This window comes from Actinomycetes bacterium (assembly GCA_022396035.1).
Taxonomy (GTDB): Bacteria; Actinomycetota; Humimicrobiia; order Humimicrobiales; family Humimicrobiaceae; genus Halolacustris.
The window spans coordinates 1-22311 of sequence record JAIOXO010000001.1 but is presented as its reverse complement, the minus strand read 5'-3'; the positions used below and the strand labels follow the sequence as shown (position 1 = coordinate 22311).

General features: G+C 39.9%; 22 protein-coding genes and 1 riboswitch. Of the genes, 19 read left to right on the top strand and 3 right to left on the bottom strand.

What is annotated here, in order from left to right:
• Positions 1–76 precede the first annotated feature (76 nt).
• From galT to K9H14_00080, 7 genes are all read left to right on the top strand, one after another.
• Positions 77–1087, top strand: a complete 1011-nt coding sequence (gene galT / locus K9H14_00110) for a galactose-1-phosphate uridylyltransferase (GenBank protein MCG9478600.1) — start codon at positions 77–79, stop codon at positions 1085–1087.
• Between the two features lie 64 nt (positions 1088–1151).
• Complete coding sequence (locus K9H14_00105; GenBank protein MCG9478599.1) at positions 1152–2276, top strand: site-2 protease family protein; 1125 nt, start codon at positions 1152–1154, stop codon at positions 2274–2276.
• A gap of 59 nt (positions 2277–2335) precedes the next feature.
• Entirely contained in the window at positions 2336–3076 is a 741-nt protein-coding gene (locus K9H14_00100) for a hypothetical protein (protein ID MCG9478598.1), read from the top strand.
• A 10-nt stretch (positions 3077–3086) separates the two neighbouring features.
• A complete protein-coding gene (locus K9H14_00095; protein ID MCG9478597.1) occupies positions 3087–3995 on the top strand; it encodes a hypothetical protein in 909 nt (302 codons plus the stop codon).
• A 131-nt stretch (positions 3996–4126) separates the two neighbouring features.
• Positions 4127–4212: riboswitch (cyclic di-GMP riboswitch) on the top strand.
• 76 nt (positions 4213–4288) lie between these two features.
• Positions 4289–5032 carry a CAP domain-containing protein gene (locus tag K9H14_00090; GenBank protein MCG9478596.1) on the top strand — a complete coding sequence of 248 codons (744 nt, stop codon included), beginning with the start codon at positions 4289–4291 and terminating at the stop codon, positions 5030–5032.
• 41 nt (positions 5033–5073) lie between these two features.
• Positions 5074–5337, top strand: a complete 264-nt coding sequence (locus K9H14_00085) for a hypothetical protein (GenBank protein ID MCG9478595.1) — start codon at positions 5074–5076, stop codon at positions 5335–5337.
• A 193-nt stretch (positions 5338–5530) separates the two neighbouring features.
• Positions 5531–7351, top strand: a complete 1821-nt coding sequence (locus K9H14_00080; GenBank protein ID MCG9478594.1) for a tetratricopeptide repeat protein — start codon at positions 5531–5533, stop codon at positions 7349–7351.
• A gap of 176 nt (positions 7352–7527) precedes the next feature.
• On the opposite strand, the gene K9H14_00075 is transcribed toward K9H14_00080, so the two are convergent.
• Both K9H14_00075 and K9H14_00070 read right to left on the bottom strand, forming a co-directional pair.
• On the bottom strand, positions 7528–9012 hold the full coding sequence (locus K9H14_00075) for a B12-binding domain-containing radical SAM protein (protein ID MCG9478593.1): 1485 nt from the start codon (positions 9010–9012) through the stop codon (positions 7528–7530).
• A gap of 122 nt (positions 9013–9134) precedes the next feature.
• Entirely contained in the window at positions 9135–10250 is a 1116-nt protein-coding gene (locus tag K9H14_00070; protein ID MCG9478592.1) for an aldo/keto reductase, read from the bottom strand.
• Between the two features lie 86 nt (positions 10251–10336).
• Between K9H14_00070 and K9H14_00065 the strand changes: the two genes are divergently transcribed.
• On the top strand, positions 10337–10684 hold the full coding sequence (locus K9H14_00065; protein ID MCG9478591.1) for a DsrE family protein: 348 nt from the start codon (positions 10337–10339) through the stop codon (positions 10682–10684).
• Positions 10685–10835: 151 nt separating this feature from the next.
• On the opposite strand, the gene K9H14_00060 is transcribed toward K9H14_00065, so the two are convergent.
• Positions 10836–11228 carry a PAS domain-containing protein gene (locus K9H14_00060; protein MCG9478590.1) on the bottom strand — a complete coding sequence of 131 codons (393 nt, stop codon included), beginning with the start codon at positions 11226–11228 and terminating at the stop codon, positions 10836–10838.
• A 200-nt stretch (positions 11229–11428) separates the two neighbouring features.
• Between K9H14_00060 and K9H14_00055 the strand changes: the two genes are divergently transcribed.
• The 11 genes from K9H14_00055 (at position 11429) to K9H14_00005 (ending at position 22139) form a co-directional block, all read left to right on the top strand.
• Positions 11429–12772, top strand: coding sequence for an FAD-dependent oxidoreductase (locus tag K9H14_00055; GenBank protein MCG9478589.1), 1344 nt, complete (start codon positions 11429–11431; stop codon positions 12770–12772).
• A 139-nt stretch (positions 12773–12911) separates the two neighbouring features.
• On the top strand, positions 12912–13361 hold the full coding sequence (mscL, locus tag K9H14_00050) for a large conductance mechanosensitive channel protein MscL (protein ID MCG9478588.1): 450 nt from the start codon (positions 12912–12914) through the stop codon (positions 13359–13361).
• 73 nt (positions 13362–13434) lie between these two features.
• Positions 13435–13644: a hypothetical protein gene (locus tag K9H14_00045; GenBank protein MCG9478587.1), complete on the top strand. Its 210-nt coding sequence runs from the start codon at positions 13435–13437 to the stop codon at positions 13642–13644.
• An 81-nt stretch (positions 13645–13725) separates the two neighbouring features.
• Positions 13726–14520 (top strand): heliorhodopsin HeR, encoded by a 795-nt coding sequence (gene heR, locus K9H14_00040; GenBank protein ID MCG9478586.1) that lies wholly within the window; start codon positions 13726–13728, stop codon positions 14518–14520.
• 129 nt (positions 14521–14649) lie between these two features.
• Positions 14650–15633 carry an ATP-binding cassette domain-containing protein gene (locus tag K9H14_00035; GenBank protein ID MCG9478585.1) on the top strand — a complete coding sequence of 328 codons (984 nt, stop codon included), beginning with the start codon at positions 14650–14652 and terminating at the stop codon, positions 15631–15633.
• A gap of 8 nt (positions 15634–15641) precedes the next feature.
• Complete coding sequence (locus K9H14_00030; protein ID MCG9478584.1) at positions 15642–16412, top strand: ABC transporter permease; 771 nt, start codon at positions 15642–15644, stop codon at positions 16410–16412.
• Positions 16413–16625: 213 nt separating this feature from the next.
• Positions 16626–17600 (top strand): aldo/keto reductase, encoded by a 975-nt coding sequence (locus tag K9H14_00025; GenBank protein ID MCG9478583.1) that lies wholly within the window; start codon positions 16626–16628, stop codon positions 17598–17600.
• 79 nt (positions 17601–17679) lie between these two features.
• Positions 17680–18738, top strand: a complete 1059-nt coding sequence (locus K9H14_00020) for an amidohydrolase (GenBank protein MCG9478582.1) — start codon at positions 17680–17682, stop codon at positions 18736–18738.
• A gap of 20 nt (positions 18739–18758) precedes the next feature.
• Positions 18759–19802: a Gfo/Idh/MocA family oxidoreductase gene (locus K9H14_00015; protein ID MCG9478581.1), complete on the top strand. Its 1044-nt coding sequence runs from the start codon at positions 18759–18761 to the stop codon at positions 19800–19802.
• An 86-nt stretch (positions 19803–19888) separates the two neighbouring features.
• Entirely contained in the window at positions 19889–20701 is an 813-nt protein-coding gene (locus K9H14_00010; protein MCG9478580.1) for a hypothetical protein, read from the top strand.
• Positions 20702–20813: 112 nt separating this feature from the next.
• Positions 20814–22139, top strand: a complete 1326-nt coding sequence (locus tag K9H14_00005; GenBank protein MCG9478579.1) for a hypothetical protein — start codon at positions 20814–20816, stop codon at positions 22137–22139.
• The last annotated feature ends 172 nt before the right edge of the window (positions 22140–22311 follow it).

Below are 22311 nucleotides of genomic sequence, written 5' to 3'. Positions count from 1 at the left end.
TGAATTTAAATCTGTTTGATAAAAATATGGCAGACAATTATTATAGGTCTATAAGAAATGAAATGGAGGTCAAATAATGCCGGTAATAAGGCAGGATTTATCCACTAAGGAATGGACCATATTTTCGGTTGAAAGGTCAAAACGGCCCAAGGATTTTGTCCAGAAGAACGTCAATAGAAATAATGTCAAATATTTGTCCAGCTGCCCGTTTTGTAGGAACAACGAGCATATGACCCCTGGAGAAATTTACCGGATAGGAGGGCAGAACAGTTGGGATGTAAGGGTGGTTCCCAATAAATTTCCTGCACTTATGACCAGCAGAAATCAGGTCTATTCCGTAGACAGGCGGATAGACGGGCCTTATCTGAGCATAGACGGGGTAGGCAGCCATGAAGTAATTATTGAATCTCCATTCCATAATTACAATTTGGCCCAAAGCGAATATAGTCATATTGAAAAGGTACTTGCCGCTTATAAAAGCCGCTTTTTGCAGCTTAGCAAAAATGAAAATTACCAGCTTATAATAATATTTAAAAACCATGGCCAGAGAGCGGGGACCTCCCTGGAGCATCCCCATTCTCAGCTGATAGCCACCCCATTTGTTCCCAGTTATGTAAGGAATAAACTGTATGAGGCACAGAGGTATTTCGATGATTTCGGGCACTGTGTTTACTGTGATATGATAGAGCATGAGATTGAGGACGGAAAGAGGATAGTTGCTAAAAATGAAGAGTTTATTGCCTTTACCCCTTATGCTTCTATGGTTCCCTATCATATAATCATACTTCCCCTGAAGCATCAGTCCTGTTTTATACAGGCAGACAGCAGCCAGCTGTACATGCTGGCACACATCCTGGGGCAAGTACTGGGCAAGCTTTACGGGTCATTAAATGATCCCGATTATAACTACATACTGGACAGTTCGCCGGCTGACAAGGCAGGAGAGAAACATTATCACTGGCATCTGGAAATTCTTCCCCGGCTGACCACCCGGGCCGGGTTTGAAATTGGGTCGGGTATGCATATAAATACCATTCTCCCGGAAGATTGTGCCAGATACCTGGCAGATACTCCCAGAATTCAGTAATAAATGCAAAGGTATAAATAGTTATTGTGATATAATTTAGCAAATTGAAAATTTAGGAGGAGAGATGTTTAAGTCTTCGATAAAACTTTTTACCATATTCGGTATTGAGATCAGGCTGGATTACAGCTGGTTTATTATATTTGCCCTGTTTTCATATTATTTCGGGTTTCAGTATTTCCCTGCCGTTCTTCCTAACCTGAATCCGGGCACCATGGCTGCAGTTACCCTGATAACCGTTCTTTTATTTTTCTTTTCGGTGCTGTTTCATGAAATGAGCCACTCCCTGGTGGCTAGGAAAAAAGGAATACCGGTAAATAGGATTTCCCTGTTTATATTTGGAGGTATGGCCCAGATAGAAAAAGAAGCGGATAATCCGGGGAGCGAGTTTGTAATGGCGGTAGCCGGGCCGCTGGCCTCTTTTTTCCTGGCCATAGTATTTGGCTTGGGCTGGTTGGCCTCAAGGGGTACGGCAGTGCTGGTAGAACCTTTAAGGTATCTTACAATTATAAATGTAGCGCTGGGTGTATTTAATCTTCTTCCCGGATTTCCTCTGGACGGAGGAAGGGTGCTTAGATCTATCATCTGGAAGACTACCGGGAGTTTAAACCGGGCCACTTATATTGCCATGATTTCAGGTAGAGTTATAGGGTTTTTAATGATAGGTGCTGGTATCCTGTTTATATTTACCGGAAACTTTATAGGAGGAGTCTGGTTTGCTTTCATTGGCTGGTTCTTGCAGTCTTCTGCCTACAACAGTTACCGGCAAACTCTGTTTGAAGCAGCAGCCAAAGGCATAAAGGTAAGGGATGTGATGAATGAGGATCTGGTAACTGTACCCAAGAATATAACGCTGGAGGAAATCATAAATGATTATTTTATGAAATATCGTTTCGGACGTTTTCCGGTAGTGGAAGGCAGGAGAAACCATAAATTTATTGGTGTGATATCCCTGCACGATGTAAAAAGTTTTTCTCCCCAGGAAAGAAAGGACACTACAGCAGGAGAGATAGTAAAAACAGTAACCCGGAAAGAGACAGTAAGCCCGGATATGGAAATAAGTGATGCCATTAAGGCTATGTCCAAAAATGATCTGGGCCACCTGGTGGTAATGGAAGGTGACAGGATTAAGGGAATTATTACCAGAAGTGATGTAATGAAATTTATCAAATTCCAGACAGAGCTTCACTGATAAACTTACATTTTTTAAAACAGTAAAATAATTTAATATTTGAAGACAGAGAGGCAGGTATGAAGGTAAAAAACTGGAGGCTTTTTCTTGCTTTGGGACTGATATTGTTATCTGCTATACTGTATCTTACTCATTTTCTTATATTTGGTGATGCACATCATATTTTTATTTATTTATTGGGAGATATAGCTTTTACCCCTATTGAGGTGCTGATAGTTACCCTGATTATACACCGGGTATTAAGCGACCGGGAAAAGAAGGCTATGCTCAGTAAGCTGAATATGGTAATTGGTGCTTTTTTTAGCGAAGTAGGACTGAACCTGGTGTATGTATGTGCCAAGTTTGACCAGAACTCTGATCTTATCAAGGATAAGCTTTCGGATATAAAGGATTGGAGCCACAGAGACTATATTGCTGCTGTTAAAGATATGGACAGCCATCAATTTTTAATAAACAGCCAAATGTCCAACCTGGAAGAACTAAGGGAATTTTTAAATAAAAAACACGGGTTTTTATTGAGACTATTAGAAAACCCAAACCTTTTAGAGCATGAGAGGTTTACCGAACTTTTGTGGGCAGTTTTCCATCTTAGCGAGGAGTTACGTTACCGCACAGACTTAAAGCAACTACCGGAAAAAGATTACGAGCATATATCCGGGGATATATTAAGGGTTTATACTCTCCTGGTTAAGGGTTGGCTTGATTACATGAGACACTTAAAGGATAGCTATCCTTACCTTTTTTCTCTTGCCGCCAGGATAAATCCCTTCAACAAAGATGCAAGCCCCATTGTAAATTAGGAGGCCTTAAATGCTGGTTGTAAGGTTGCTAAAAAACAGAAACTTCATATTCATACTGGCCCTGGCGCTGGGGCTGGCTCTGGGTGATTGGGCCAGTTGGGCCAGGCATTTAACTGTGCCCGCCCTGGGTTTGGTTATGACTGTGTCCATGGTTCAGCTTCCCTTAAGTTCAATGGTTCCATTAAAACAGGTTATAAAGCCGGTGGTGTGGACTCTGGTCCTTAATTACCTGGTGTTTGGAGCTATTACCCTGCTTCTGGCATATTATCTGGCTCCTGATGAGAATATATGGTATGGTTTTGTTATAGTTGCCGCAGCTCCTCCCGGGGTTGCTATTGCGCCCTTCACCGGTATTCTTTCAGGGAATGTTAAATTTTCCCTGATGGGGGTTATTGGGGCATATCTTGCTTCCCTGCTGATTATCCCGCTGGCCGGTTTTCTGTTTATAGGCGGTAATTTTTTGGATCCTCTAAGATTGGCTTTAATTCTGGTTGAATTAATTATCGCCCCTTTTGTAATTGCCCAGATCCTGATAAAGGTCAGGGCTGCGCCATTGATCTCCAGATGGCGGGGGACCATAGTCAACTGGGGCCTATTTCTGGTTTTCTTTGCCATCATTGCCTTAAACCGGGAAGCTCTTTTCAGTAATCCCCGGCTGCTGGCTTATACCGCCCTTATATCCGCGGTACCCATATTCGGCCTGGGTTTTTTAATGGAGTTTATAGTCTTTAAGTTGAATTTAAAAAAGAAAAACCGCAGCAGCCTGGTATTGCTTTCCAATGTAAAGAATGGGGGATTTGCGGCTGCTACAGCCCTTTCTTTATTCGGGAACAGCGCCTCTTTACCGGGAGCTGTAACCAGTGTCTTCCTAATAATTTACCTCATTTTTCTTACCCTCAGGGCAAAGAAATACTCCTAATAATTATAAAAGTATTATAACTTAAATAATAACAACAATCTTAAAATTAATGTTGACATATATGCCTTAATATATTATTATTAGAATCGTAATAAGTATTGATAGTTTAATTGAAATTTAAATAAGTCTATTTTAGTAATAGAGGCTAAGATCTGCAATTCGTAATTTGGGCACCTTAAATTGCAGGGAGCCAGTGGTGCAACCGGCTATTACTTTTTTCATTCAAAATAAGTAATAAATTAATAGCCATTTAGCCTCTAGCTGAATGGCTTTTTTATTGCAGGGAAAATGAAATGAAAAAGAAAACAAAAAAGTTATTAACCATGTCGGTTACAGTGTTGGCAGTAATGGCGCTGTTTGCATCTTTTTTAGCAATAACCAGTTTTACCAACAGGGTACAGGTTAACAGGTTAACAGAAAATACCAGCACCACAGTAACCGGAGCAGCTAGGGATCTAGAGTCAACGGTAGCTGAAGTTAAATATAGTAACAGCTTTGGCCCTGAGGCTGAGGCCTTATTGACTAAAATAGGCAACAATCTGGACTACTACATTCAGGAGAACAGCCAGAAAGCAGAAGTAATGGGCAGCTCTGGTGATGTTGTGCAGCAGCAGCCAGCCCAGGCGCCTTCACAGGGGGTAAACCTTAATGGTTACGAGCAGCAGATACTGGCCGAGATTAATAATATCAGGGTAGCCAATGGCTTAAGCCCGCTGGTAGCTTCCCAGGCTTTAACCGATATTGCCAGGTCCAGGAGTGCTGACATGCTCTCCAGGGGATATTTCTCTCATTATACTCCGGAAGGTACAAATATTTTTAATATACTTCAGGGCTATGGCATAACTTACAGGAATGCCGGAGAAAACCTGGCTCATGCTCAACCAGCTTCAGCCGGAAGCCCGGGAGTTTTTGCCAATGCCTGGATGAACAGTTCCACCCACAGGGCAAATATTTTGAGGGATGCATACGGACAGATAGGCATAGGCCTGGCAGAAAATGGAAACCGAAGGGTAGTTACTACCGTTTTTATGAATTAAGTTTTTAAATATTTCTTACTGTTGAAGGACAGGAGGTAAGCATGGACGCCACAAAAATGGTATTCGGTATAGATATACTGGATTATGATCATATGGATTTAAAAGACAGCCATAAATGGCTTATAGAAACCAGATTTTCAACTGGAGAGTTGGATGAAATAGCAAATGATCTCATAAATAAGAAGGGGAAGTTTGCTAAAGTATCTGCAACTGCGGTGGGTTCTGAGATGGAAAATCTAAACTGTTTTAGAATACTTGAAGATCTGACTGGAATAATACAGCATACTTCTGAATACGAAATATAGTTAGAGGAAAATAACATCAGGCAAAGGGGCATGCCAAAATCTTTTGCAGGTCCCTTTGCTATCATCCCTGTTTTTAAAAGATATCTGCTCCTGCGTCCATAGCTGAAAGCATTGCCCCGGGATAAAATAATTATCTTTACAAAAATATTCTTTTTTTTATATTATGCTGTTAACATAATTATTGATTAAACTTATGGAAAGTCTTCACTCTATTTTAAATTTACTGGGTTATGCCTATGCCCGTGAGCATGAATATACTGGGGCGGAAAACTATTTTGCCCTCAGTGTTAAAAAAGCACCTCACTACAGCCAGGGTTATTTTAACCTGGGTTTAAGCCTGCTTAAGCAGGAGAAATATGAACAATCTAAAAAAATGTTTGAAAAGGCGCTGAGCCTGGATAAAAATTTTAAACAGGCCAGGTATAACCTGGGGGTTGCTGAGGGGAAACTCGGCAATTTTAAACAGGCAGAAAAATTATTCAAGGAACCCATAAAAGTAAGCAGCGACTTCGTAATTTGTGTGCTTAATGATCAAAAACTGAATATTAAGGATTATGGGAATACTGAAAAAATTACGCAAACCCATTTGCTGGAATGGAAAGAATTTATAATGGGAATAAGGCTTACACCCCAGTTTGAAGAATACGAGAAGCAGCTTAAACAGGCAGCTAACAGCAGTATAGATATCAGGGAGCAATGGCATGAGTTTGGCTTGAGCGTTTACCGGCAGTCCAAATTTGAGGAAACGGAAAAGATATTCAAAAAGACCATATCCACGGAAGCAAAATATATAAATATTCTTTATGCCTTCTCAGTGACCAGGCTGAATGATCATGATTATGTCCAGGCCCAAAAAGCATTAAAAAAAATTACAGGCTTGATGGATAATTACAAACAAGCCAGCCTGGTATTGGCTGCAGCTTTGGGTAAACAGGGAAAATATGAGCAATCTGAAAAAATTTTTAAGGAGATAACTGACCTGTTTGGGAAAGATGTTGATGCTCTTGACGGAATGGCTATTGCTTTGACCAAACAAAAGAAGCTGTCCCGGGCAGAAAAGGTATATCAGGATATGCTGGAAATTAATCCTGATGACGCTGATCTGTGGTTCAGGTATGCTAATATTCTTTACCGCCAGAAGAAACTGGAGCCAGCGACAGCCAGTTTGGAAAAGGCGGTTGACTTAAAGCCGGATTTTTTAAAGGCCTGGATAAAACTGGGGAGTTGTTTTTTGCAGTTAAGCCAGCATGAGGAAGCAGAAAACATATTTAAGAAGCTTCTTTCAGGAGGGGACCGGGGACAGGACGTAATGGGCAAGTATGCGGAGAGCCTGTATAAGCAGCAAAAGTATAGCCAGGTACTGAAGTATATAGACACTGTAGATGATAAGGAAATAAGTGGCTTGCTAAAAATAGAAGCTGAAAGTAGTTTGAAACTGGAGGAGTGGCAGAGAGCCGAGAGAGCTTTCAGGCAGCTTCTGACTGAAGACAGTAAAAGCAGGCAGGAGTATTTGCTGGGTTTGGGAATTTCCCTGGTAAACCAAAAGAAATATGCCCAGTCGCATAAGCCGCTGGATAATTTACTGGAAAAAGACCCTGGCCATGAACAGGCTTGGTTTTATTCGAGCCTGGCATACAATGGTGAAGGGGACCTGAATAAGGCCCAGCAGGCTGCCGAAAAAGTTACCGGGATAAATAAAGGTAATACCCGGGCCTGGTATCTCCTGGGTATTATCCTGGGGGACCTTAAAAAATATAACCAGGCTATGGAGGCATTTAGCAAAGCTGTAAATCTGGATAAGGGCCTTAAAGAAGCTTTCAATAATCTGGGGGTATGCGCATTTAAGTTAAAAGATTATGGGCAATCCGAGCAATATTTTAAGAAGGCTTTAGAAGTTGATCAGAGTTATAGCGAAGCATGGTATAATCTGGGTATATGCCTTAGCAGCCAGAACAAGACCCAGCAGTCACAGCAAGCAATAGAAAAATCAAGACAAATTACCAGCGAACAGTAGAGGTAAGACCAATCCTGTAAACCAGGCTTGATATCATTTTTAGCAACTTTTTCAATGCCTTCATCCTTTTAAGATTATGATTCAGGTACATATATTGCTATAAATGAAGGCTGCTTATTTGCTACATTACCACTATTATATAACTATTATAGTTATATTACAAAATATTTTAGGATTTAGTAGGTAAATACGGATCTAAAATGTATGCCGGTAAGGGAAAAGCCTATGGCATAGGGTAATTTGGTAGGATGCTTAAACAGGCTCCATGCCATCAGTTTCCAGAAATATCTTCTGCCCTTATCTTTTATGCCCAGCAACCATAATGAAGCAAAAAAAGCTTTTATGTGATAAATCCTTAATTTCTGGAGGCCTCTATGGGGAGTCTTGTAATTGGTAATAAAGATTTTAATTCTTTCATAATACTGCTGGGGTGAATAGATATTTTCAACTATTTTCTGGTATCCGTCAATCAGTGCCTGTTTTCCCATTTTGGGAACAAAATTAAGAGATAAAGTATTGGTATTGTTGGCAGCAGTATCTCCGATCAATCTTTTAGTTTCTTTAAGCCTCTGGTACAGCCTGGTTTTGGGAAGGGCAGTGAGCACTCCAACCATGGCGGTAACAATTCCGCTTTTCTGTATAAAATCAATCTGTGACTGGAAAATACTGGGGGTGTCACTGTCAAATCCTACTATAAAACCACCCTGAACCTCAAACCCTGCCTTCTGGAGGGTTTGGACTGATTCTATAAGGTCCCGGTTCTGGTTCTGGTATTTACTGCATTCTGCCAGGCCGGCAGGATCGGGGGTTTCAATTCCTACAAATACCGCGGTAAATCCGGCATCAGACATAAGCTGCATAAGCTCCTGGTCATCGGCCAGGTTAATGGATACCTGGGTATTAAAGGCAAAGGGATACTTCCTTTGCTTCTGCCATTGTATAATGGCCGGCAGATGCTCTCTTTTGAGTTTTCCCTTATTGCCTATAAAATTATCGTCTACAAAGAATATTCCGCCTCTATAGCCTTTAGCATAAATAGTATCCAGTTCATCAATAATCTGCTGGCTGGATTTAGTCCTGGGGACTCTTCCATTAAGTTTTACGATATCACAGAACTCGCAGTTAAATGGGCATCCCCTTGAAAACTGGATGCATAGTGAATTATATTTTGTAATGTCAATCTGTTCCCAATCAGGTATGGGAGAAGTCTCTATATCGGGGAATGAATCACATTCATATCTATCCTTGACTTTGTCCTGTCTGACATCTTCTATAAAATCTTTAATAGTATGTTCAGATTCTCCTATAAACAGGTGATCAACATGGGTGTAGTTCTCCCAGCCGGTAGTAAACAGGGGTCCTCCTGCCACCACCGGTTTGCCCAGTTGCTGTACTTTCTGTATAACTTGGTCTGAAGAAAGCTTCTGTACAATCATGGCACTGATAAATACATAATCAGCCCATAATATGTCCTGCTCGGTCAGGTTTTCAAAGTTAAGGTCCAGTATTTTCTTTTCCCAGTCAGCGGGTAACATGGCAGATACCGTAAGCAGGCCCAATGGCGGGAAAGCCGACTCTTTATTAATTATTTTCAAAACCTTTTTAAAACTCCAAAAAGTCTCATCATATCTGGGGTAAACCATAAGTATTTTCTTTTTCATAATATCAACAATCCTTCGTATAAAAGTTAACCTTAATTTTTACAAATTAAGTCTGTAAAGTAAAGCAAACCGATAATAGCTTACTTTTATAGACACAATCTATGGAAAAAAGTTTTAAATCCCTAAAATATTTTACGGCCTGCCAGTTTATAATCGGCTATTTTTAATTTCTCAATGATGTCAATCTGGTAAGGGCACTTATCCAGGCATTCCCCGCATTCATTGCAGCTGTCTGCTTTTACTGCTAAATTTTGGTATTTTTGTATGGCCAGCTGTTGGTTGCCAAACCAGAATCTGAGCCTCTCTCTCATATTATATTGTGCGGGGTCCCTGACTACGCCATCTGCCATCTGCCGGTCGTAGCATCCTTCATATTTAAAGACTTCAGGTATATCTATCCCCTGGGTGCAGGAAAGGCACTTGCCGCATTGCCTGCAAACATATTTTCCCAGCTCTATTGAATTTAAGTATAGATCCTGCTTTTCTTTTTCGGTTAAGGGCTTAATAGATGAAAACAGTTTAAGGTTGTAATCCAGCATGTCCCTGGTATTCATTCCGGTTACGATAACTGAAACCGGTAAGCTGGCTGCATACCGGAAAGCCAGCTCTTTGGATCCATGCAAAAAGCCGTCCGCTAATGATTTCATAAGTATAAGGGCGGTCTGGTTTTTTACCGCCAGGGGTATCAAATCTTCTTCAATTTCGGGAAAATTAAACCGGTCATAATAATTCATAACTGCCATTACCGCATCAAAAGGATAACTGGACAAAGCTTTTATCAATATATCTGCCTGCCCATGCATGGAAATACCAATGAAACCTATCTTACCTTCCTGTTTGAACTTAAGGAAGCTTTCCAATGCTCCCCCGGGTGCAAGAATGCGGTCCAGGTCATCAGGTTCGGTTCCTACCTGGTGCAATATTAGCAGATCAATATAATCAGTACAAAGATTGGCCAGGCTGTCATGCAGGTCTTCTTTGCATCCCTGGCTGTCCCTGGCTGCAGTCTTGGTAGCCAGGATAAATTCGTCTCTCCTGCCGGAGACTGCTTTTCCTATCTTCTTTTCTGATTCCCCATTACCGTACAGGGGTGCAGTTTCAATATAGTTGCCTCCGTTATCCAGGTATCTGTTTAACAGACAGTCAGCTTCCCTGGAACTAATTTCCAGTAGGTGGTAGCCTCCAAAACCAAGCAAAGTTGTCTTGAGGCCGGTTTTACCAAACTCTCTTTTTTCCATGGTTGCCTTCTTTATTTATAAAATTAGTATTTAATTCTATAATATATGATAAAAGGAAAAATAGACAAGGCAGGAAAGGTCAAGTTATGGTTGAACCAACAGAAAAATTAGTGATAATATGGTCCAGTGCTGACAGAGAGGTAGCCAAAGAGATAGTATTCATGTATGGCTATAATTCAAAAGTAAACGGCTGGTGGGAAGACGTCACCCTTATTGTATGGGGGCCTGCTACCAACCTTTTAAGCCAGGATGATGAGCTTCAGGAAGATATTTCCAGAATCAGGGATGCCGGCATAAAGGTTGAAGCCTGTAAAAAATGTGCAGATGACTATGGAGTGTCGGCCAAAGTTGCCTCTCTGGGGGTTGAGGTTAAATACATGGGAGTGCCACTTACCTCTTATCTGAAAGAAGGCAGAAAAGTAATTACCTTTTAAAAAATAGAAATTTAAACATAAACTATTTTTAACAGAAGGCAGCACCGCGGGCAGTTTCCGGCTTGGATTTAGGTCCAATGCTCTCCTACCCTATTACTTTTTTGTAGCAAGCTGTTTGATGCATCTATAATGCAATGGATAACCGTAAGGGTTACAGCAGCCTTTTTTCTCCTTCCAGTTTGCTAATATCGGTTATATCCTGCGAGGCTTCCAGGCAGCCAAGATAATTCCCGCTGTCATCATAGATAGGACAATAGCGTATGTAAATAAACCTATCCTTAAGGTGAAGCCAGAAACTGGCGCTGTCTCTTTTTTTTGATTTAAAATCGTTAAGTATTTCTTCAACAGCTGCCAGGCTCTTTTTGGGATGGCAGTTCTGGACTTCTTTTCCTATTACTGATTTGGGTCTTTTAAAGAATCTTTCCTCGAAACGGTTAAAGTACTTCACCTGGTCGCTGGCATCAACCAAGGTTATGTCCAGGGGAAGGGAATTTAAAACCAAATTTATTTCTTTCTGGCTGAGTCTACCGGTATCCAGATCCATTTCATTTTCCATAACTGTCCTTTCTGAAAAAATAATAATATTTGTTACTAAATTATAGGGTAGTTAACTTTCTTTAACAAAGGAGCGAAAAAGACAAACCATGGGTATAAGCGAAAATACGAACCGGTTTTAATTTACTTTTTTAATGTCATATATTATTATTAGTTTTGGGCAATTGCTAATAACTAAGGAGAACTGAAATGAAAGAATATGATGTGGTAGTGATAGGAGGAAGTGCGGCCGGATTAACTGCAGCCATAACTGTGAGGAGGTTTTATCCCGACAAGAGCATTTTGATAGTGAGAAAAGAAGAAAAAGTGCTTATTCCATGCGGTATACCCTATATCTATGGAACGGTTGGCTCGCCAGAGAAAAACCTTATACCAGATGCCTCTCTGGAAAAGAACAATATTCAGCTGCTGCTGGACCAGGTAGATGAAGTTAACAGAGATAAAAAGCTTCTTGGCCTGGGTTCCGGCCAGCAGATAAAATTTGACAAGTTAATTATAGCTACAGGGTCTGAACCGGTGGTTCCCCCTATTGAAGGTGCGGGTAAGGACAATGTATTTGCTGTATGGAAGGATATAGATTATTTGAATAATGTGCTGGACCAAGTAAACCAATCTAAAAATATGGTGATTATTGGCGGCGGATTTATAGGTATGGAATTTGCTGATGAATGCAGAAAGAACAGGGATGTAAATATTACCATAGTAGAAATGCTGTCCAATTGCCTTGCTCTGGTATTTGAGCAGGAGTTATGTAAGCAGGCTGAAGAAATAATTAAGGGTAGCGGAGTAAGGGTGCTTACCAATGAAAAAGTTGAAGCTATAGTAGGTTCGGACAAGGTGGAGGGAGTAAAACTTGCCAGCGGTAAAGTTATTGAAGCGGATACAGTTATTATCGGTATAGGGGCAAAGCCTAATTCAAGGCTGGCCCAGCAAGCAGGCATCCCTACCAACCAGAATGGCACTATCAGGGTAGACAGGTATATGCAGACTGCTGCTGATGATATATTTTCAGCTGGAGACTGCTGTGAAAAAGTATCGTTTTTTACCCAGAAACCGTCCAATCTTATGCTGGCTTCCATAGCAACTTATGAAGCAAGAATAGCAGGGGCTAACCTTTATAAGAAGCACAGGGTAAATGAAGGAGTTATTGGAGCATTTTCGACGGTTATCGGTGATGCTGCTCTAGCCCGGGCAGGCATGTCGGTAAAGGAAGCAACAGAAAATGGTTATGATATAGTGACAGGCACGGCAGAAGGACCCAACCGCCATCCTGGGTGTATGCCCGGCGGCAGAAACCTTAGGGTCAGCCTTATATTTGAGAAAGGTTCCAGTATTATATTGGGGGGCCAGGTGTTGGGGGCAAAATCCGGCGGGGAGCTGATTAATTTAATCAGTGGTTGTATATCCCAGAAAATGACTGCTGATCAAATCTCAACTTTCCAGATGGGCACCCATCCTGCACTAACTGCGTCTCCAGTGGCTTATCAGATGAGCAATGCGGCAGAGATGGCTGTAAAAAAGCTTAAGGGATAAAGGTATATAATATAGAAGGGGCTGCGGCATAGTCTGCGGTCCCTTTTTGTATGGCAGTCTTTTTTAATAGAAGTTGTTATAATCACCGGGTAGTGATATAAACAGAAATAATACTATTTATATATATGGAGAGACGGGGATGAAAAAGGAGTTAAAAGAGTTCATTTTAAGGGGAAGTGTTGTAGATTTAGCGGTAGGTATTGTAATAGGCTCTGCTTTTACCGCTATTGTCAATTCAATGGTAAAGGACATACTTATGCCTTTTATCGGCTGGCTCCTGGGAGGAACTGATTTTAGTAACATATTTTTTGTTTTAAGGCAGGGCGCAACTCCTGGTCCATACAGCACCCTAATTGAAGCCACGGAAGCAGGGGCTGTAACTATTAATTATGGTGTATTTATAAACAGTATTATAGTGTTTGTTATTGTAGCTGTAGTACTTTTCTTCATAATTAAAGGTATAAACAGTTTCAGGAGAAAAGAAGAGGAGAAGCCCAGCCAGCCTAGCAGCAAGAAGTGCCCTTACTGCCAGAGTGTTATTAACATAGAAGCCACGCGCTGTCCCCATTGTACTTCAGAGCTTAAATAAATTTTAGAAAAATATGCCTGTTTTAAGGTATAATGGTATAGGATTGTAACCTTGATTATGGTAAGAGGACGGGATGGGAAAAGAAAACAATTTGGAGCAGCTCGAGGAATATATCTATGACTGGGAAGAAGAGCTCGAGTCGCTAAGGGAAGAGGCTAATAATTCTGAAGAAGAGGCTGGGAAAAAATTTAAAAAGCGGATAAAAGATCTGGAAGCCAAGATAAAAAAAGCCAGGAAAAGGATAGCTGACCACCGGAAAAAAGAAAACCATAATAGATATTGAACCCTCATTTTTTTTCTTATTTCAATATACTTGTTTTTATATTAATATATTATAAATATAATTATTTTAACGGGGGAAATTATGCAATCTCCAGCTTCCAGAATTAGTTTCGGTTATCTGCGCCGTTTTAACGGGGCAATGGCGGTAATTCATTTTGTCCAGGCGGTCCTGATGTTGGTTATGGGTTTAACTATTACCAATATAAAGGACTTTAGGCTTCCCTTTACAGTATCATTTCTAACTTATGATACCAGCGCGCAGAGATTGGTAACAGACACCAATAATATAGGCAATATACCAATCGGGGTTATGGTTTCCATATTCCTGTTTCTGTCTGCTATCGCCCATTTTTTGGTGGTACTGCCCGGAATTAATTCTTTTTATAACCAAAGACTGAACAAAGGGATAAATTATTTCAGATGGTTTGAATATGCCTTGAGTTCATCGGTGATGATTGTAATTATTGCCATGCTTTTCGGGGTTTATGATCTGGGAAGCATTATATTGATAATCGGCCTTAATGCCACCATGAACCTCTGCGGCCTGTCCATGGAGATCCATAACCAGACTACCGGTAAAACCAACTGGATATCTTTTATAATTGGCAGTTTCGCCGGAGTTGTTCCCTGGGCCATAATACTGATGTATTTTTTGGGGGGAGGCAATTTTAGCCAGATACCGTGGTTTGTATATGCTATCTTTGGTTCCTATTTTGTATTTTTTAATCTTTTTCCCATTAACATGGTTCTGCAGTACAAAAAGATTGGCAGATGGAGAGACTATCTTTATGGCGAAAGAGGTTACATAATACTGAGCCTGGTGGCTAAAACTCTGCTGGCCTGGCTGGTTTTTGCGGGAACCATGCAACCCCAGTAATCTTCTTAACTGGTTGTAGTCAATAGGCAATAATAAAACTGTAATCTTAGTTCAATATTGATAAAGAGTTTAAAAAGGATATAATCCTTACTTAAGTATTATTTAGGTATAGAATGATTAAACAGAAAAATGGCTGAGAGCATAATAAAGGTTAAGGATTTATCCAAAAGTTTCGGCAAAATTAAAGCGGTAGACAATATTTCATTTGAGGTAAAAAGAGGCGAGATTTTTGGCTTTTTGGGTCCCAATGGTGCCGGGAAAACCACTACCATTAATATTATTTGCACCCTTTTAAACAAAAGCCGGGGCAGTGTCACTCTATGCGGCAAAGATGTGGAAAAACAGAGAAATGCAATCAGGAATTGCATTGGACTTGTTTTTCAGGATCCTACCCTGGATGACCGCCTTACTGCGCATGAGAACCTTTATTTCCATGCTCTTCTTTACAATATGCCCCGTAAATTGATAAAAGAAAGAATAGATGGGGTCCTAAAAATGGTTAACCTGGCTAACCGGAAAAATGATCTGGTAAGGACTTTTTCCGGGGGCATGAGAAGGAGGCTGGAAATTGCCAGGGGCCTGCTGCATTATCCCCAAGTGTTGTTTCTGGATGAACCTACACTGGGTTTGGACCCTCAGACCAGGAACAGGATATGGGATTATATAATTGAGTTAAAAAAGAGTACGGATATAACCATTTTCCTTACCACTCACTATATGGATGAAACAGAAATTTGCAACCGTATAGCTATTATAGATTATGGAAAAATAATAGCCCTGGATACCCCGGATAACCTCAAGAAGAGCATTGGCGGAGATATTATTACTGTAAGTTCGGCCGATGACGGGAAATTGAAGGCTTTCATAACTGATACCCTACACAAAGAGATAGAATACGGCTCCCAGGGCCAGATGAAGTTTGAAGTTGAAGACAGCTCCAGTTTTGTTCCGGAATTTATCAAAAAAAGCCCGGTAGAAATATTATCCATAAGCTCCCGGAAACCTACATTAAATGATGTGTTTTTGCATTTGACCGGCAGGGAGATAAGGGAGGAAACCGTAAGCAGCAAAGATGAGTTCAGGCTAAGTGCAAGAAACAGAATGAGGCATTAATTAATATTATGAATAAAGAAATTTTAGGCATATACACCATATGGCTAAGGGACATAAAAAGATACTATAGAGACAAGCCCCGGATAATCGGTTCTTTTGCCCAGCCGATCCTGTTCCTGCTGGTACTGGGCAGTGGCCTGGCCAGTTCATTTGCTTTCTTTGGAAGCAGCCGGGGAGACGATTATTTGAATTTTATGTTTCCCGGTATTGTGGGAATGACTGTACTTTTTACTTCATTTTTCGGGGCAATGTCCATAGTCTGGGATCGTGAGTTTGGGTTTTTAAAGGAAGTGCTGGTTTCTCCAGTATCCAGGACATCCATAGTGGTAGGTAAGATTTTAGGCAGTTCAACTATAGCTATCATTCAGGGCGCTATAATTTTATTGTTTTCTCCTCTGCTGAGCCATACGCTAACTCCTATGGCTATACTCCAATCCTTTGGGCTGATGCTTTTGGTAGCAATCACCATATCTTCATTTGGAATTCTCCTGGCTTCAGTTATAAAAACCATGCAGGGTTTTCAGGTTATTACTAATTTTTTACTTATGCCCATGTTCTTTTTATCAGGAGCAATATTCCCCTTAATAGATGCCCCCCAGTGGATGGTTTTCTTATCCAAGATTAACCCCCTGACCTACGGCATTGATGCTATCAGGTATGTAATGCTGCGGGATTCCACTATGCAGGTTTTCCCTTTATGGATAGATGTGCTGGTGCTTCTGTGCCTGGCAGTTGCGGCTAGTCTGGCTGGAACCATTCTTTTTAACCGGCAGCAGTAATTACTTTACAAACCTGGCGGTATACACCGGGCCGGATAGGAAACTCTTTTCTTTTAGCTCATGTTTCAGCTACCTCAAAATATAAGTAGTTTAACTCCAGTATAGATTGATTGAACATCAAAGAATAAATGTGATATTATCTTTAATATATATACTAGGTAGAAGTACTCAAAAATCTAGATTCGAGATAAATGTAAATACAGTGGAGGTAATATGCGTTTCATCACTCTAGGTAAAACAGATATAAAGGTTTCAGTTGTTGGTTTCGGAGCCTGGGCTATAGGCGGTTGGATGTGGGGAGGCACTGACCACAAAAAGTCTGTGCGTGCAGTTGAAACAGCTATTGACTCCGGAATAAACCTTATTGATACAGCGCCTGCATATGGACAGGGCCTGTCTGAAAAAATTGTAGGCCAGGCTATCAAGGGTAAAAGGGATAAGGTTATTATTGCTACAAAATGTGGCCTGGTCTGCCATATTCAAGAAGGGGAATACTTCTTTGATTACCCCTCTGGCCAACAGGTATATAAATGTTTAAGGCCGGAATCTATCAGGTATGAAGTAGAACAAAGTTTAAAAAAGCTGGATATTGATTATATCGATCTCTACCAGACTCATTGGCAGGATACAACCACTCCTATTGAGGAAACCATGGCAACATTAATGGATCTAAAAAAAGAGGGCAAGATAAGGGCCATTGGTGCCAGTAATGCTGCCCTGGAGCAGTTAAAACAATATGCTGAATTTGGTCAGCTGGATGTTGATCAGGAGAAGTATAGCCTTATAGATACCGGGGTGGAGAAGGAAATACTGCCATGGTGCAAGGATAATAAAGTTACTATGCTGGCTTATAGCCCCATGGGCCAGGGTCTTTTAACCGGTAAAATGGGCCCTGAAAGAGAGTTTAAGGGCGATGATTTGAGAAAGAATGGTCCCAGGTTTAGTGTAGAAAATAGAAAAATAATGCAAAATATTATAGACAATGACTTTAAGCCTGTTGCAGAAAAATATGGTTTATCCATTACCCAGCTTTCAGTTGCTGCCTTAATTTCTCAGGGCGGTGTAGTGGCATTATGCGGGGCAAGGGATGAGTCTCAGGTTACTGAAAATGCCCAAGCAGGCGATTCTGTTTTAGAGCAAGGGGATATAGATAAAATAAGGCAGTCTATTGCTTCAATTAATTTTTAATTCTTAACACCGGAAAGCAAAAAGAAGTAAAGGGAAGTTAATATCTTTTTGGGAATATTTCAATATTGGAAGAGGTCTTGTGGATAACGGTTTTTTAGATTATTTAATTGAAAACGATTTGAAAATATTTGGAGAACAATTTGAAGATTTCTTACCGGATAAAATCATTGATTTTCACATTCACCTCTGGAAATATGAATTTTTTTCAAGGGAGATTTCCCAAAAAAGGCTTAATCACAATCCTGTCCTGGATTCAGACTTAGTTAATGGCTTTACTGTTGAAGATTTTAAAAACTTTGTTGAAAAAACCTTCCCTCAGAAAAAATATGAAGGTCTTTTTTTTGGGCTGCCTGTAATAGAGACAGATCTGAATAAAAATAATGAATATATTGTAGAGGTCTGTAAAAAAAATAGATGCTATGGTTTATTTAACCCAGAATCAAATTTAAAAGAAATTCCACAAGATTTTTTTAAAAATAGATTTGTTGGCTTTAAGCCTTATCCAGAGTTGGCCAATGCTAGGAGCTCTAACAATTGCCGCAAATCAAAAGAAGATATTTCCATGTTTGATTTTATTTCAGATCAAGTTCTTGAATTCTGCCAGGAATACGGATTGATTTTACTGATACATATACCACGGGCAGGAAGATTGAGGGATAGAAGAAATATTGAGGAATTAAAAGAAATGGGCAGTAGATATTCTAATATAAAAATTGTGCTTGCCCATGCCGGCAGGTCTTATTGCTATAGTGATATAAAGGATAGTATCAATTATCTGAAAGGCCTTAAGAATTTATATGTGGATACAGCAATGATAAATAATTTCTCAGTTATAGAAGTTCTACTGGAGGGACTAGGTCCAGAAAAAATCTTGTATGGAAGCGATTTACCCGTTGCTGCCTTAAAAGGTAAAAATGTAGATATAAATGATAAGCATTATTTTATAACTGATAAGCCAAGGGATTGGAGCTTATCGTCACCGGTTTTAAATTTAGACAGCTTTACCTTCTTTATTTATGAAATTATCAGATCTATTAGAATTGCTGCAATGAATAAGTCATTAAGCAGGGAACAAATCCATAAAATATTTTATTTAAATGCCCATAATTTAATTAATAGCATTTCCGGGAGCGCTTAATTTAAAAGGAGTGTTAGAAAATGAAAAAATTTAATATAGGTATAATCGGTTTGGGGATGGGGAGTACAGTATTAGAAATAAATAAGCTGCAAACCAGCTCCCTGCAGGTCAGGGGAATCTGCGACAAGGATTTAAACAAAGCCGCAGAACTTCAAAAAGAATATGGAGTTGATTATATTACCGAGGATTACAGGGAGTTAGTTAAAGATAAAGCTATTGATATTGTTGCAGTTTTCTCTCCGGACCACTTACATGCGGAACACTGCTCTGCAGCCCTGGAGAAGTCAAAGCATGTAATCTGTACCAAACCTTTAGTTACCAGCCTGAAGGACGCGAAAAAATTAGTAAAACTGGTAGAGGAGAAAAAAGTAAAATTCTTAGTGGGTCAAACAATGCGTTATGAGCCCCAGTTTACAGCGATAAAAAAAATGTATGATGATAATGATCTGGGAGATATCATTGTTGCAGAAGCTCATTATGTGCATGATATGAGGCCTGTTTTTAAAGCGACTCCCTGGCGGCTGAAGGTTCCCCAGGATTTGATGTATGGTGGAGTTTGCCATCCAGTAGATGTATTAAGGTGGTTTCTGGGGGATGTTGAAGAAGTGTTTGCCTATGGCAATAAGGGAAATATTACTCCTGAATATTCCATTAAGGGTAATTTTTTATTAAACCTTAAATTTAAAACCGGCCCAATAGCCAGGATTATGGGTGTTTACGATATTGTGCATCCTCCCATGCCTATGATGGGATTGAGTATTTTGGGCTCAAAAGGCAGTGTGATAGGAAGTTTTTCGGATAAGCTTGGGGGTGAGGTTAAAACAGTATTGGATAAATTTGAAATAAAAGCTGAGAATAAAATGGTTTATTCTCCTGAAACAGAGGGTGCTTACGGGCATGGCGTTACCGTTATCAGGTACCTGAAACATTTCGAAGAATGCCTTAAAAAAGATAATGTACCAGTCCCGGATGTCAGGGAAGGGGCAAAATCAATAGCAGTTTGCTCTGCAGCCTGGGAATCAATTAACTCAGGTAAACCGGTAAAAGTATTTAATGAGTTCTAGTTAAATCAGGTTTATATTTTGCAATAACAGATTATGCATATTTATGGCATACAATAAGTAATTAAATTTTAGTCGGAAAGGTAAAAATGTCAGGCATAGATTTAAGAATTAAGAAATTGTTCAAGGGCAAGAAAAATCTTGTAATATCTGCTTTAGACCATGTAATGGAATATGGGGTGCAGGCTGGTATAGAGAACTCCAGAGAAGCAATTAATAATTGTAAAGGCGTTGATGCTTTGCTTCTTTCAAGATTTATGCTGAAAAGAAATTGGGATCTTTTTGGAGAAGTCACCTCTCCGCTGCCGGTGGTTAGGATAAATTGGACCTCTTCATTCTATTATCCTTTAGATTACAGGGAGGGCAATACAACTATTGCTACCACTGTTGAAGAAGCTGTAGAGGCCGGTGCTCAAGCAGTTATATGCTCTCTTTTTCTGGAAGAAGACAACCAGAAGAGAGAAACAGATAACATCGCTGTATTCACTGAAGTTGTCAGGCAAAAAGAAAAACTGGGCATTCCTTTAATAGGGGAATGTTATGTGGTGGAGCATATGGATAAGAGCAGCAGCGAAGTTCACAATAAAGTAAAAAGAATATCCAGGGTTATGGTAGAGTTGGGCGCAGATCTGGTGAAAACCTTTTTTACTGGAGACAGGTTTAATGAAGTGGTGGAAAATACGCCTGTCCCTATTTTTACTATTGGCGCAGAGAAACTTAACACCGATCTGGAGGTCTTAGAAAAGGCTTATAGCAGTGTTAAAAAAGGTGCTAGAGGTATAATATTCGGCAGAAATATTTTTATGGCTGATAATCCCAATAGCTTAATCAAAGCCTTAAATGAGGTAATAAATAACGATGTACCGCCCAAAGATGCTATCGTAAAATATAAGCTTAATTGATTTTATTGCAGTTAGTTTTAAATATTTTTGTTACTGAAGGGAGGATACCGTAGATACTATAAAAAAAAGAGTAGGTTTATTGCCTCTATACTTGAAATTATATGACGAGACTATGCCGGATTTAAGACCCAGGCTTGAGAAATTCCTGGGTGATTTAATTAAAAAATTTACCCTAAACAATGTTGATATTGTAGCTGCGCCTGTATGCAAGGAAAAAACTGAGTTTGATAGAGCAGTAAAGAAATTGGAAGAAGAAGGTGTTGATGCCCTGTTAACCCTGCATTTGGCTTACTCGCCTTCTCTGGAGTCGATAGAATCATTAGCAAAAACAGATTTACCCCTTATAGTTTTTGACACAACCCCAAAGTATGATTTTGGCACTGATACTACCGAGATTGCTCTAATGATGAACCATGGTATACATGGAGTGCAGGATTTATGCAACCTGTTAAAAAGAAATAACAAGCAGTATTTTCTGGTTACCGGTTTCTGGGATAAGCCGGAGGTTTTTAATAGGGTTATCGGAAAGATAAATTCTGCATACGTTGCTGGCAGGATGAGAAGATCAAGGGTTGGGAGCATTGGGGGCTACTTTGAAGGCATGGGTGATTTTATTGTTGATGATAGTGATATAGAAAATTTTATTGGAACCAAAATTATTAGAACTAAACCCCGGGATATTGTTGAGTTGGTTCCCCGGGATAATGACATGGCGGTTAAGAAAGAACTGGAAACAGATTTAGATTTTTTTGAATTAGACGATCTTACAGATAGCGTTCACCTGAATTCTATAAAAATTGGTCTTGCTGTAAGAAAATGGATAAAGATTAATAATTTAACCGGTTTTACCATGAATTTTTCCAGGATTACTTCCAGGAGCGGTTTTCCAACCATTCCCTTTCTTGAAGCAAGTAAAGCTATGGCCAGGGGAACAGGCTATGCGGGTGAGGGTGATATAATAACCGCAGCATTGGTTGGAGCCCTGTTAAGTTTGCACCCTGAAACAACATTTATGGAAATGTTTTGTCCGGATTGGAAAAGGGAAACAGTTTTTCTCAGTCATATGGGAGAGATGAATGTTAACTTAACCCAGAATAAACCAATATTAACCACCAAGAAAATACCGTTTATAGATATAGATGATCCTGCTGTTGCATGGGGACAATTTAAAGAAGGAAAAGCTACTCTAATAAACCTCTCCCCTTCCCGAAAAGGTTTCAATTTAATAGTCAGCCCGGTGGAGATGCTAAATAGAGATAGTGCCGGTCTGGGCAAAACTGTAACTGGCTGGTTTAAGCCCAATATTCCGCTGGAAGATTTCTTATTAAACTTTAGTAATTTTGGCGGCACCCATCATTCAGCTCTGGTTTATGGAGATAGGATTGAAGAAGTTAAAATCTTTGGTGAAATGATGGGTTTTAATGTTTTAATGATTTAATCCCGGGTGCTTTAACCGATAAATTATAGACAGATATCCTGATCAAGATATAAGGAGAATTATGGTAAAATTTGAGTCAAATATTGACGGGTTTGTATCTGAAGGGAAAAACCATTACCTGATTGGTATAGATGTAGGTACTACCAATATCAAGGGTTCCCTATATTCATCA

What these genes read in the sequence shown, in the direction of transcription:
- K9H14_00025 (MCG9478583.1), top strand. Translation starts at nt 16,626, where the DNA reads ATGCGTTTCATCACTCTAGGTAAAACAGATATAAAGGTTTCAGTTGTT.
- K9H14_00105 (MCG9478599.1), top strand. Translation starts at nt 1,152, where the DNA reads ATGTTTAAGTCTTCGATAAAACTTTTTACCATATTCGGTATTGAGATC.
- galT (MCG9478600.1), top strand. Translation starts at nt 77, where the DNA reads ATGCCGGTAATAAGGCAGGATTTATCCACTAAGGAATGGACCATATTT.
- K9H14_00015 (MCG9478581.1), top strand. Translation starts at nt 18,759, where the DNA reads ATGAAAAAATTTAATATAGGTATAATCGGTTTGGGGATGGGGAGTACA.
- mscL (MCG9478588.1), top strand. Translation starts at nt 12,912, where the DNA reads ATGAAAAAGGAGTTAAAAGAGTTCATTTTAAGGGGAAGTGTTGTAGAT.
- heR (MCG9478586.1), top strand. Translation starts at nt 13,726, where the DNA reads ATGCAATCTCCAGCTTCCAGAATTAGTTTCGGTTATCTGCGCCGTTTT.
- K9H14_00060 (MCG9478590.1), bottom strand. Translation starts at nt 11,228, where the DNA reads ATGGATCTGGATACCGGTAGACTCAGCCAGAAAGAAATAAATTTGGTT.
- K9H14_00070 (MCG9478592.1), bottom strand. Translation starts at nt 10,250, where the DNA reads ATGGAAAAAAGAGAGTTTGGTAAAACCGGCCTCAAGACAACTTTGCTT.
- K9H14_00065 (MCG9478591.1), top strand. Translation starts at nt 10,337, where the DNA reads ATGGTTGAACCAACAGAAAAATTAGTGATAATATGGTCCAGTGCTGAC.
- K9H14_00095 (MCG9478597.1), top strand. Translation starts at nt 3,087, where the DNA reads ATGCTGGTTGTAAGGTTGCTAAAAAACAGAAACTTCATATTCATACTG.
- K9H14_00005 (MCG9478579.1), top strand. Translation starts at nt 20,814, where the DNA reads ATGCCGGATTTAAGACCCAGGCTTGAGAAATTCCTGGGTGATTTAATT.
- K9H14_00010 (MCG9478580.1), top strand. Translation starts at nt 19,889, where the DNA reads ATGTCAGGCATAGATTTAAGAATTAAGAAATTGTTCAAGGGCAAGAAA.
- K9H14_00045 (MCG9478587.1), top strand. Translation starts at nt 13,435, where the DNA reads ATGGGAAAAGAAAACAATTTGGAGCAGCTCGAGGAATATATCTATGAC.
- K9H14_00090 (MCG9478596.1), top strand. Translation starts at nt 4,289, where the DNA reads ATGAAAAAGAAAACAAAAAAGTTATTAACCATGTCGGTTACAGTGTTG.
- K9H14_00030 (MCG9478584.1), top strand. Translation starts at nt 15,642, where the DNA reads ATGAATAAAGAAATTTTAGGCATATACACCATATGGCTAAGGGACATA.
- K9H14_00080 (MCG9478594.1), top strand. Translation starts at nt 5,531, where the DNA reads ATGGAAAGTCTTCACTCTATTTTAAATTTACTGGGTTATGCCTATGCC.
- K9H14_00100 (MCG9478598.1), top strand. Translation starts at nt 2,336, where the DNA reads ATGAAGGTAAAAAACTGGAGGCTTTTTCTTGCTTTGGGACTGATATTG.
- K9H14_00085 (MCG9478595.1), top strand. Translation starts at nt 5,074, where the DNA reads ATGGACGCCACAAAAATGGTATTCGGTATAGATATACTGGATTATGAT.
- K9H14_00035 (MCG9478585.1), top strand. Translation starts at nt 14,650, where the DNA reads ATGGCTGAGAGCATAATAAAGGTTAAGGATTTATCCAAAAGTTTCGGC.
- K9H14_00055 (MCG9478589.1), top strand. Translation starts at nt 11,429, where the DNA reads ATGAAAGAATATGATGTGGTAGTGATAGGAGGAAGTGCGGCCGGATTA.
- K9H14_00075 (MCG9478593.1), bottom strand. Translation starts at nt 9,012, where the DNA reads ATGAAAAAGAAAATACTTATGGTTTACCCCAGATATGATGAGACTTTT.